Annotated in this window: 9 protein-coding genes, 1 tRNA gene and 1 pseudogene; 3 read left to right on the top strand and 8 right to left on the bottom strand. The window is 44.8% G+C overall.

The genetic code is table 11. The features are described from left to right. Nucleotides 1-126 precede the first annotated feature (126 nt). A complete protein-coding gene (locus AC07P6_RS26960) occupies nt 127-705 on the bottom strand; it encodes a class I SAM-dependent methyltransferase (protein ID WP_181483829.1) in 579 nt (192 codons plus the stop codon). Next, a complete protein-coding gene (locus tag AC07P6_RS26955) occupies nt 705-1,718 on the bottom strand; it encodes an HNH endonuclease domain-containing protein (RefSeq protein WP_478315076.1) in 1,014 nt (337 codons plus the stop codon). The genes AC07P6_RS26960 and AC07P6_RS26955 overlap by 1 nt, the downstream gene beginning before the upstream one ends. Before the next feature lie 307 nt (nt 1,719-2,025). On the opposite strand from AC07P6_RS26955, the gene AC07P6_RS26950 reads away from it, so the two are divergent. The 3 genes from AC07P6_RS26950 (at nt 2,026) to AC07P6_RS26940 (ending at nt 4,886) form a co-directional block, all read left to right on the top strand. Further along, a tRNA-Leu gene (locus AC07P6_RS26950) sits at nt 2,026-2,110 on the top strand. Between the two features lie 200 nt (nt 2,111-2,310). Beyond that, nucleotides 2,311-3,585 carry a tyrosine-type recombinase/integrase gene (locus tag AC07P6_RS26945; protein WP_016946344.1) on the top strand — a complete coding sequence of 425 codons (1,275 nt, stop codon included), beginning with the start codon at nt 2,311-2,313 and terminating at the stop codon, nt 3,583-3,585. 884 nt (nt 3,586-4,469) lie between these two features. Next, complete coding sequence (locus AC07P6_RS26940; protein WP_134897188.1) at nt 4,470-4,886, top strand: hypothetical protein; 417 nt, start codon at nt 4,470-4,472, stop codon at nt 4,884-4,886. Nucleotides 4,887-5,131: 245 nt separating this feature from the next. Here AC07P6_RS26940 and AC07P6_RS26935 read toward each other — a convergent pair. From AC07P6_RS26935 to AC07P6_RS26910, 6 genes and pseudogenes are all read right to left on the bottom strand, one after another. Further along, nucleotides 5,132-6,252, bottom strand: a protein-coding gene (locus AC07P6_RS26935; protein ID WP_088765928.1) for an IS3 family transposase whose coding sequence is annotated in 2 segments (ribosomal slippage) — nt 5,132-5,994 and nt 5,994-6,252 — 1,122 coding nt in all. Because the reading frame shifts where the segments join, the coding sequence is not laid out codon by codon here. Between the two features lie 394 nt (nt 6,253-6,646). Further along, nucleotides 6,647-6,973 (bottom strand): annotated as a pseudogene (locus AC07P6_RS26930) (helix-turn-helix domain-containing protein); the annotation flags it as partial. A 294-nt stretch (nt 6,974-7,267) separates the two neighbouring features. After that, a complete protein-coding gene (locus AC07P6_RS26925) occupies nt 7,268-9,235 on the bottom strand; it encodes an alpha-amylase family glycosyl hydrolase (protein ID WP_134897187.1) in 1,968 nt (655 codons plus the stop codon). A gap of 230 nt (nt 9,236-9,465) precedes the next feature. Continuing rightward, nucleotides 9,466-10,596, bottom strand: coding sequence for an ABC transporter ATP-binding protein (locus AC07P6_RS26920; protein ID WP_134897186.1), 1,131 nt, complete (start codon nt 10,594-10,596; stop codon nt 9,466-9,468). 107 nt (nt 10,597-10,703) lie between these two features. Continuing rightward, a complete protein-coding gene (locus AC07P6_RS26915; RefSeq protein WP_004136080.1) occupies nt 10,704-11,183 on the bottom strand; it encodes an early set domain-containing protein in 480 nt (159 codons plus the stop codon). 92 nt (nt 11,184-11,275) lie between these two features. Further along, nucleotides 11,276-12,283, bottom strand: a complete 1,008-nt coding sequence (locus AC07P6_RS26910; protein ID WP_134897185.1) for a UDP-3-O-(3-hydroxymyristoyl)glucosamine N-acyltransferase — start codon at nt 12,281-12,283, stop codon at nt 11,276-11,278. Nucleotides 12,284-12,286 lie beyond the last annotated feature (3 nt).

Here is a 12,286-nt window from a genome sequence, read left to right as displayed (position 1 = left end):
AGTTTTGGCATCGTTAAGAAGGAAGTGTAGAGCATGAGGCGAGGGGACGCTTGGCAGAAGGAGGGGGGAAGGGGGTTGAGATTGCGCAAGATGACCTCTCCGCAAAGGAGAAGTTATCTTGATAATTCAGCTTTTAAGCAACAGCGCGTTGAGCCAGATTTCGTTCCGTTCCGGGCGCTTATCCACTGTCTGCCACATTTTGGCGATACGGATATCCGCCTGCTGTTCGACCAGAGCCGTCAGACCCGCTTCGTCGAGATCGGTAAAACGCCGACCCTCCTTTTCTCGCTCGCCTGAACCGTATTTGAATGAGACGTACCAGATGCCGCCCGGTTTAAGGGCCGTAGCCAGTTTGCGCATCACCCCGTCGAGTTCGTCGGCGGGAACGTGCAACAGCGAAGCGCAGCACCAGATGCCATCATAACGCGCACTTTCCGTGATGCTTTGAAAGGTCGCCTGACGCACGGCCAGCCCGCTAAATTGCGCTGCTCGCTCAACCATTGCTGGTGAAGCATCAAACGCCTCGACCCGATAGCCCATATCCGCAAAGGCTTTTGCATCGCGCCCGGAGCCGCATCCGGCATCCAGGATCAGTCCGTTCGGTTTAATCGCCCCGATAAAAGGCGCGTAAAGAGAGGTCATATCGACAGCCACGGTTGAAGCTACAAAGTTGTCAGCGTTCTGCTGGTAGTAATTGATTGTCATCAGAAAATATCCGTTCCGGCGGCCTGAGGTTCCCATTCATGAAGGAGCGTTATACGAGCAGTGTTCCAGATTTTGGCGAGAAAGTCATCGCGCCGGGCGGTCGTGTTACCGGTCTGACGGATTAAGGTTTCACGCAAGGGGAGGTGGCTGGTAATAAAGTATTCGTTTCTGTCGCGCAAGCGGCGCAGCAGTTTTACCGACGGTACCCGCATAAACTTGCCCTTTTCACCGCGATTACAGCTTTTACAGGCGAGAACCAGATTCCAGACGCCATTGATATTTGCTACCTCGCTACGCGCCGCCCAGGGGATAAAGTGATCAACATCGGCCAGGTTCTCATCCCCAGTTTCAAGACTAATCGGCGCATAGCAGTAAAAGCAGCGCCCCTTCTGATAGCCGTTCAGGCTGTCGCGACAGCTAGAGATAGCGACCCGTCGGGAATTCAGGGTGCTAAATAGCTGCTGTTCGGCGGCATCGTATTCTATGGCGATCAGGTTGCTGGCGATGCTCATGGCCCATGCCTGCTCCACCAGACGCCAGCGTGCGTCAGTTTCGTGGATCAGGTTCTGGTACTGCTGGCGTTCCGTCAGATAATAAAAGTTGTCGGTCAGACGGATGCCTTTATGCGTTTTGCGCTCGTCGAGAAAAAAGCGTTTGGCGATTTCACCCTGATTGACGTTATGAAACTTGTCCAGCACCACGCTAAAGCCGAGCTTTACCGTCGCAGCGGTGAGCTGCTCCTGGTTTATTTCATTACGATTGAAGCTGTTACAGGCACTAAGATACTGGCTTTTTGGCGAGGTGATCTGTTTGGGCGCGTGCCTAAGATGGCGACACAGATGCTGGCTGAACGGCACAGCCAGATCCTCAAGGCGTATCAGATCGCTACCGTCGCGACGGATATCGTACAGCGCATGAGCCAGCGCGAACTTATAGGAGGCGACGTTTTTGCCAAAAAGAATAATGCCGCGCCAGTAGTTCTCCAGCGTCGGTTCGATCTGATAGAAGCGCATTGCAGGTATCCTGTTTGGGAAAGTACAGGCGTTATTACGCGTACTAATAACAGGATCTGATAACAAACTGGCGAAAATGTAAACCGTATTGAGCCGTTTGCAGGATTTTGCGAGCAGACTCGGAGAAAAAGAACGTCGCTGGTGGGAGAGGGAAGGGGGCGTAGTTTGTATCGGGAACGTATTGAATGTTAGTCAAAATGCGGCTGGCGCTGTTTTTTTCAACACTTAGCGTGGCAATCGCACTCTGCTGCTTGCGCAGCAGCCAGCGACAGGTATAATCCACAACGTTTTCCGCATACCTTTCCGTGCCGGAGTGGCGAAATCGGTAGACGCAGTTGATTCAAAATCAACCGTAGAAATACGTGCCGGTTCGAGTCCGGCCTTCGGCACCAAAAGCATGTAAATAGACCTCAACTGAGGTCTTTTTTTATGTCTGAAATCCTCGCCACACAAGGCTTTCCACGATTTTCTCCTCAACTGAAGTCAACCTGAGTCAACCCACATCAACAAGCTTGTGAGTATACTAATGTGTATATTTTCCGATTCGATATTGTTTGTATACTCACGAGATACCAATGGAAGGAGGCCCATCATGGCCCTAACGGATACTAAAGTTCGTTCTGCAAAACCTGAGGAGAAAGAGTATTCACTTGTTGACGGCGACGGAATGTCCTTACTTGTAAAACCTAACGGCTCAAAGTATTGGCGATTTCGTTTCCGTTTTGGCGGTAAACAGCATTTGATGGCGTTCGGCGTTTACCCGGATGTTTCGCTGGCGGATGCCAGGAAGAAAAGGGAAGAAGCCAGAAAGCTGGTAGCTGCTGGTATTGATCCTCGTGAGCATAAACGTGCTGTGAAAGAAGAGCAGGCGAAAGAGATTATTACTTTCGAGAAGGTTGCCAGAGAGTGGCTCATTACCAATCAGAAATGGTCGGAAGATCATGCTAATCGCGTAAAAAGGAGCCTTGAGGACAATATCTTCCCGGCAATTGGCACTCGCAATATTACTGAACTGGGTACCCGCGATCTGTTAATTCCCATTAAAGCCGTAGAGATGTCTGGACGTCTTGAAGTGGCTTCCCGTCTTCAACAGCGCACCACGGCCATCATGCGTTATGCAGTGCAAAGCGGGTTAATTGATTACAACCCGGCGCAGGAGATGGCGGGGGCGGTAGCTTCCAGTAACCGGCAGCATCGTCCGGCACTGGAGTTAAAGCGCATCCCTGAGTTACTTGAGAAAATAGATGGCTATACCGGCAGGCCACTAACCCGCTGGGCAACGGAACTCACTCTGCTTATCTTTATTCGTTCCAGTGAGCTACGTTTTGCTCGCTGGTCAGAGATCGATTTTGAAACGTCAATGTGGACCATTCCGCCTGAGCGAGAGCCTATTCCCGGCGTGAAACATTCTCAGCGAGGATCAAAGATGCGTACACCTCATCTGGTGCCGCTTTCAAAGCAGGCACAGGCGATCCTGAAGCAGATAAAACAGTTTTGTGGTGATAAGCATGAGCTGATTTTTATTGGCGATCATGATCCGCGTAAGCCAATGAGTGAAAACACCGTAAACAGTGCGCTACGGGTGATGGGATATGATACTAAGGTCGAGGTTTGCGGCCACGGCTTCCGCACAATGGCCTGTAGTTCGTTAATTGAGTCAGGGCTATGGTCGAAGGATGCGGTGGAGCGCCAGATGAGCCATATGGAACGTAACTCGGTACGCGCAGCATATATCCATAAAGCGGAACATCTGGATGAACGCAAGTTGATGCTGCAATGGTGGGCGGATTTTCTGGATTCGAACCGGGAGAAGACTATCAGCCCGTTTGATTTTGCGAAAATTAATAACCCCATGCTGACAAGATGACAGGTGCTACTGCTGGCTCTATTACCCCTTAGATTGAACATGAGTTATTTCATAGAAAGGCATCCGTTCATTAACGTTAGGGTGCCTTTTTGCTTTTAACAACCGTAAATCAGGAGAATAACAAATGACTACGATATGCCCGCAATGTGGTTCTGACCGTGTAAGTGAGCGAAATATTGGCAGGAAGGCAGGAGGTATAGCAGGAGGAGTGGCAGGAGCACTTAGTGGTGCTGGTACGGGGGCAGCAATAGGTTCTGTTGTTCCGGTGGTGGGAACAGCTACAGGGGCTGTCATTGGCGCAATACTGGGAAGATTTGTCGCCGGTGCGACGACTGGAGCGGTAACAGGAGCATCGCTTGATGGCGTCCTGTTCGATCAGTATGAATGTCGTGACTGTGAACATACATTTGACTAATTAGCTTTGGTTTTCCTTCTATCAACTCACCAAAAAACTCAGTAAAAACCCATTCATATTTTCAAATACTTTTTCTTTTTGATCTGCACGACCGATCGGTATTGAGTATTTTAATAGTCAATGACTATCATTTTAATCTTATTGATCGTTTTTAACGATAGGTAAAACGGATCGGTTTATCTATTTCGATCGGTATTAACAATTTTACACCTCATTACCTTTCTGAAAAGATCACATCAACCTGCCTTTAATCAGGTTATTACCGGTGGTGGGTCAGGAAAGGCTATTCAGTGATTAGTCGCAGGTCGCTGGCAAGGAGAGGAGACCGATGGGATATAGATCAAGCGTTGTTTCAGTTGTGGTGAAAAACTCCAAAACAACTGTTATCAGCGGATTAATAAAACCAGGAGGTAAAGACTCCTGTTCAGATTTTTTGAATTTCAGGAGTTTTTATCATTAAAGGAGTTATATGAAAAAATTACTCAGTAGTGCCATTCTGTTAACCGTAGGCATGTTCTCAATGTCTGTTTATGCCAATCCTGATAATTCCTGCGACGGTGAACAAACCATCTTTGATGCTTATACCGCTAAGGATGGCAAACATGTTGGTGTGTGTTACGTATACGGCAATATTCGTTATGAGTATGGGAAGGATGATAATCCTGAAATTTTAATTAATGTTCCACGTGAAAAGGTTGAGTTCAGTATGTCTGGAAATGGTGATCAAAGTGTCACTATTCCCAATGGTGAGTATCGATATGTGATAGGTGAATATTTACGTGGCGGACCATTTATTCAGGTCTGGAAAGGGAATAAGTTTATTACCGAGATCAAGTTAAATGGCGACACCTTTGAAAATAATATTGAACAATATATTAACAATTAATACCGTTAAAGGTAAGGGATATTATCGTGAAAGTACTATCTTCAGCTCGTAAATGTTTTTTAATTTCAAGTCTTTTACTCTCAAGTTTTCAGGTTGGTGCATCAGATTCCCCTATAAAAGTGGATGCAAATGGAGAACAACTCAGAGCAGGCACGGTCTCTTTTCCTGTATGGCGTTATACCATTACCAGTATTGATAATGAGGTCATAATCAAGTTGACCTGCCCCCAGGATTAGATACAACCGTCAGTTAGTAAGGTCGGTTTGTTTACCTTCACATTTTCCATTTCGCCACCGTGCTGCAAACTCTGATGGCGTCTGATAATTCAGTGCTGAATGTGGACGACACTCGTTATAATCCTGCCGCCAGTCATTAATGATTTTCCTTGCGTGAACGATATCGCTGAACCAGTGCTCATTCAGGCATTCATCGCGAAATCGTCCGTTAAAGCTCTCAATAAATCCGTTCTGCGTTGGCTTGCCCGGCTGGATTAAGCGCAACTCAACACCATGCTCAAAGGCCCATTGATCCAGTGCACGGCAAGTGAACTCCGGCCCCTGGTCAGTTCTTATCGTCGCCGGATAGCCTCGAAACAGTGCAATGCTGTCCAGAATACGCGAGACCTGAACGCCTGAAATCCCAAAGGCAACAGTGACCGTCAGGCATTCCTTTGTGAAATCATCGACGCAGGTAAGACACTTGATCCTGCGACCGGTGGAAAGTGCGTCCATGACGAAATCCATCGACCAGGTCAGATTGGGCGCCGCCGGACGGAGCAGCGGCAGACGTTCTGTTGCCAGCCCTTTACGACGTCTTCTGCGTTTTACGCCCAGGCCACTGAGGTGATAAAGCCGGTACACGCGCTTATGATTAACATGAAGCCCTTCACGGCGCAGCAACTGCCAAATACGACGGTAGCCAAAACGCCTGCGCTCCAGTGCCAGCTCAGTGATGCGCCCTGATAAATGCGCATCAGCAGCCGGACGGTGAGCCTCATAGCGGCAGGTCGACAGGGATAAACCTGTAAGCCTGCAGGCACGACGTTGCGACAGACCGGTCGCATCACACATCAGCATCACGGCTTCCCGCTTCTGGTCTGTCGTCAGTACTTTCGCCCAAGAGCCACCTGAAGCGCCTCTTTATCCAGCATGGCTTCGGCAAGCAGCTTCTTGAGTCTGGCGTTCTCTTCCTCAAGCGACTTCAGGCGCTTAACTTCAGGCACCTCCATACCGCCATACTTCTTACGCCAGGTGTAAAACGTGGCATCGGAAATGGCATGCTTGCGGCAGAGTTCACGGGCGGGTACCCCAGCTTCGGCTTCGCGGAGAATACTGATGATCTGTTCGTCGGAAAAACGCTTCTTCATGGGGATGTCCTCATGTGGCTTATGAAGACATTACTAACATCGGGGTGTACTAATCAACGGGGAGCAGGTCACCCTCGCGCCACTGCTGACGCCATTTAAATAACAGATTGGCATTGATACCGTTTTTAAGCGCCAGTTTTGATATCTACACGCCCGGTTCACAGGAAGCCGCAACGAGCTGTTGCTTAATTTAGGGAGGATAATTAGGGTAGCCTTTACGCCTGCCTGAAGTCACATTTTTCTTGCATATCTGACACTTTGGTTCCCACCACTATTTGGTATACACCACTTTGTCGAATACATCAGGTTATGACCAGACGGCTCTCGCTGTACGCTTACGAATAAACTGAGCGTTGTCATGCAGATGGAGCTTATCACCAATGGCTACCACTCTGCGGTCGGGTAGATAGCCAAAATCAGCGGGAGAACGGCTGACAAGCTGTACCAGAAGTGCACAAATTTGCTCAAATGGCCACTGGGGTTCACGGCCCGTACGCAGTGATATCAGGCGTTCAGTGCCACACAGGGTAAACTAGTTGAGCCAGCGTCCCACGGACGAACGGGCACAGCAAAGTATTCTGGCGACGTCGGAAACACGACTTCCTCGGTGCAGCATCAGCATAGTGGTCAGCCTGCGGGCATGATTTTTATCGCGAGTTTTATGGATAGTTTTTTGCATCAGGCGTCGTTCGGTACGGGGGATTGGTGCTATGATCGACATCGCTTAGTCCGGTTGGTGATTATGGTTGGTTTGGCGATTGATCAGATCGCATAATCCGGGCTGAGTTCCCTTAAAATGATCTACTATTTGGCGCAGCTATTTAGTATTTCGTGAGGGTGAAATGGATATACATTTTCACTCTAAATAGACGCAGACGATCAGGTCCGCGTACAGCAAAAATATGTAGTCACATCAGCCTAGGTTGAAAATCTATAAGAGTATTAGTCAAAAATAATTATGGCCGGAGTACGAATAGTGGACCATCGATTGGAACGCTGGTCCACTAAATTTTAATTAAAACGAGCCGTTCGTTGTTTGTGTGTCATTGCTATTGAACTGGTTATTTGCACCAGACTGCCACTCAACATTAGCCGTCGGATTGGTTTCATTACGTTTCACACACTTCCATTCAACATTTAAGTCAGGGGGAAGCTCTAAGCTCGCACTCCATTGTGGATATTGTGTCGGTGATATTTTTACCGCTTTAGTTAAGTCCCAACCACCTAACTGAGGTATATTACCAACAATATAAACACTTTGACCTGAAATCGTATAACCGTTATTACATGTGAAGTTTATGCTTTGTACTGTAGGGTTCTCCGCATCATCTGATTGTGAGCGAATGACAACAGCTTCATTTTGCATAAGTGTTAGTGTTGCCTGTTTATTTGCTACTGAAACACCATTATTCCCAATCAAACTCGGATATACCCCATTAGGAACCGCTATATTTTTAACATTAATTGTGTTAGCCTCACCACGATTAAGTGCAACAATAACAATATCGTTCCCAGAACGCCGCTCAAATACTAATATGTCATCATTAACCCATAGTTCAGTATAAGTTCCATTTTGAATTGCCGGGCTACTTTTCCTTAGGTCACCCAGTGTTTTAATAATGGAGAAAGCCTCACTTTCCGTATCAAATCCTGGCATTTTCTCTCGGTTGTAAGGATCACTGCCAACTTGACCAAAACTGTTAGAGGTAAAGTTAGCGGCATAATGTTCAGTACCATAATAAATGGCAGGAATACCACGTACAGTCATTGTCGCAACCAGACCGAGGTCTATACGTTTCTGAGCAAAAGCTTCACTCTGACTTCCACCGGTTTCATTATTTCCAGGACCAAAAGTAGTGGCGTTTGAACGCAGAGCGGTACCAATGCGTGCCATATCATGGTTATCCATAAAAACAACCTGCCAGTCATCACTGGTAAAGACTGTTTGTCTTTTTATCAGATAACTATTTAACGTTTTCATTGTATTTCCGCTACGTCCTACCAAAACTCTTTCTAAAGTATCGCGGAATCCAAAATCCAGCAACGCTGACCCGGAAGTGTTGGCGTAATCGATAGCATTACCATCAACACCTGTTGTAGTATTCGCACTGGCACCAAACCATTCACCGAAGAAAAAAAATCCTTCCCGGCCGATAGACTTACTGTAATCATAAATATCGCTGGTCCATTTCTGTATAAAAGACTTGTCCATATGCTTGATGGCATCAATCCTGATAGCATCCACACCAGCATCGATCCAAAATTTAGAACCATCCAACAAGTACTGGTAGACATCAGTATTGGATTGATTGAGGTCTGATAGATTGAATAGATTATGATTCTTCACTTGGAAGAAATCATTCCAGTTCGTTACCCCACCATTGTGATGATACCAGCCCGTATTGGCGGCAACATCTGTAGGATAATCAGTAATAAACACACCATCACGATATAGTGCACCAAATTCATTTTCATCATTAGCATTCGAATGATTAGGGGCATAATCAAGAACCAGTTTCATATTATAATCAGGACTATGCATCAAACTAGTCAGTTCTTTGAAATCATCGAGATTGCCAAAATGTTCATCTATACGAAAATAATCTCTTCCCCAATAACCATGATATCCAGTATTGCCAGCAGCATCAGTATTATTCACATTATCGATTGGGGGAGTAATCCAGATTGAAGTAACACCAAGTGATTTTAAATAGGGTAGTTTATTAATCAACCCCCGGAGATCTCCTCCAGTATATTTTTTTAAATTATTAGGATCGTAGGTTGCAGAATTAAACCCTGCATTATTACTTGGATCTCCATCGCTGAAACGATCAAGGAATAGAAAATATATCGTCTCCTTACGAAAATCAAGATAAGTTTCTTCTGGTTCAGCAGCAATCGTCTGCATGCTACAAAAAAAAGTATTTAATGCAATCGAAATGGCAATAGCAGCCGAGGTATTAAAAAAACGGTTTCTTTTCATTATCTAGTCCTAATAAAGTTAGTGAAAATATTAGTTTTACTTTATATTAACTCCACTTAAATTGAAAAATAACTATAACTACAACTACAACTACAACTACAACGCGAGATGAAAATAATCGAAGCGTCAATAAAAGCGACTTCATAAGGATCGTGAATTCAGGAACCACTACACACGTATATTTAGCAGTGCAGTGGTGATATATTGTGATGAGGTGAGCTAAGAAAAAATTACACTCTTACATTTGTCAGATTGTTCTCATTATAGAAATCAAAAACATGACAAAAGGCAGTATTAAGATTAAATCTTAAAGTTTTCCCTATATGAAATGGATTAATATCTTGTGTATTAACTCTGGCAATAAGTTCCTTCCCACCAACGATAAAATATAAAAATTTTTCGCTCCCCATATTTTCAACCACCGTTAAAACTCCCTCAAAGGTATTAAGGTCATCATCATCGCTAGCAAGAGAGATATGCTCTGGTCTAATACCAAAACACACAGGCTTATTAATATAACCTTCAAGCAACACTTGCTTACTATGTGGAATTAATATTTCAACGCCAGGAGCAATTTCAACATACAACCTCTCATTATTCTTACGGATAGCAGTATCTATCAAATTAATTGATGGTGAACCGATAAAACTGGCAACGAACTTATTATTAGGATAATTATAAAGATCAGTAGGTGTATCAACCTGCATGATATTTCCATGGTTAAGAACACAAATGCGATCTCCTAGAGTTAACGCTTCAGTCTGATCGTGAGTAACATAAATCATTGTAGCAGGATGCCCCTCCTCTTTCAGAGAACGATGTAGTTGGGCAATTTTCATCCGCATCGATACCCTGAGCTTGGCATCTAGGTTTGATAAAGGCTCATCGAATAAAAAAACATCAGGTTTACGTACAATCGCCCGGCCAACAGCGACACGCTGGCGCTGTCCGCCTGACATTTCTTTCGGCTTACGATAAAGCAGTTCGGTAATTTCAAGTTTTTCGGCCGCGTCTTCAACCCGGCGTTTAATCTCATCCTTAGGTCGTTTCTGCATTTTGAGACCAAAAGCCATGTTGTCGAAAACGGTTTTATGCGGATAAAGTGCATAGTTTTGGAAAACCATGGCAATACCACGGTCTTTGGGCGGAAGGTCATTAACCTTTCTATTTCCGATATAAATTTCGCCTCCGCTAATATCTTCAAGACCGGCAATCATTCTCAAAGTTGTTGATTTCGCACAACCGGAAGGCCCGACAAAAACCATAAATTCACCGTCATGGATTTCGAGATCGATACCATGGACAGCCTTAAAGCCATTTTCATATCTTTTTTCAATTTTCCGCAAACTAACCGTTGCCATGATTTACCCCATAAGAAGAAAGACATCTGTGGCTAACAAGACTATACTTACCATCGTCCAAATATTAGCCACGACGTATGTTTACTATTCTGCTGGAAGTAGCTTAATTATTTACATTGTGCAACGGCAACCTGAAGTGGCTTTTTATCTTCAGCAATTTTGACCGTCCAGACGTAGCGGCCAGCAACTGGTAACGTTACTGCTGTATTTTTTGCAAAACCTGCTCGTTTCAGATCCTTAACTTGTCCAACTGTTAACTCCAGACCCGCTGCAGTGAATTGCGGATTCCAGCTCATCGTAGCGAACTGAACGCTAAGATTACCGGCTTTTTCATCTATAACTAACTGATATATACCATTGCCTTTATAGAGCATTTTACGGTTTTCTTGCTGAATCCATTGTCCTTCAGGAAAGGTACCAACAACATATAAAGAAGGCCGAATCGGTCCACGCTCGTCAACGGAAGGCAGAGCACAATTATAGAAAGGATTATCAGCGGAACCCTGTGCGTTAACTGAGGTACTAAAAACAGCAGAGGCATAAAGCATAGTGAATACGGCAGCAATAATTAAATTTAAACGTTTCATAACAAATACCATCCTTCAAAAATTTAGTGGACAATGACGAAAAACGTCAGTGACTAAGTACTGGCACGATAAAATTCTATTCTCTTCAAAATTTAGGAGTTTAAAAAATTAAAAAAACGATCCCTCCATGTGTCCGATATAGATCGATTTTTTTTAAATTGATGATTTTTTGTTAAAATGTTAAGAACGGCAATGTTTTTGTAATAAGCACGGGTATCTTTTGCCGGGTAACCAAATAAGTCGCTATTCTCAGGGAAGGAGTGACTTACACCTGATTTTGCCTTGATAATAGAATGGCTACCAATCGCTATATGGCCGGAGGTCCCAACCTGTCCCTGTACGATAACATGGTCACCAAGAGTTGTATGACCGGCAAACCCAGCCTGTGATACTATTAAGCAGTTTTCACCAATATGACAGTCATGTCCAATCTGAATCTGATTATCTATTTTAGTTCCCCGACCAATCGTCGTGTTACCTAATGTTCCACGATCTATTGTATTGTTGCTCCCGATCTCTACATCATCGTAAATAATGACTCGCCCCACACTTTCTACTCGTTGATACTTACCATTTCTTGAAGCCATATACTCAAAACTGTAGTTACCAATCGAATTGTTTGAGTCGATAGTTACATTATTTCCGATGATAGTTCCTTCTTTAATAACAGTGTTGCAGTGGATAGCAACATTATCCCCAATAATAACCCCATTCATGATCTTCACACCAGGCATAAAAATGCAGCCATCACCAATTTGGCAATGTTTTCCAATATAAACATCTGAGAGTGCCGACGTATTCCCTTGATCATTGAGATGAAACCTTTTTACTTTATAAGAACGAAGAAAAAGATTAAGGCGCTCAACATCCAAATGTGAGATAACAATATGTGCCTTCGCTGGGCTATCCAGTATTTCATCAGGTCCTATCAGCACGTCAGCATGTGAGCCAGATAAGAATTGCAAGTCTTGTTTGGCGAAAACAATAGCCAGGCCGCCGACATCAGGACTGCGAATTGGCCGTATAAAGTTAACCCGAATAGCTCCATCACCGGTATAGCTCCCGGATAACAGAGTGGCGATTTCCATAACACTGAACATAAA

It is taken from the genome of Klebsiella sp. GFKo11 (genome assembly GCF_056490265.1).
This window is presented reverse-complemented; position numbering and strand designations above follow the sequence as displayed.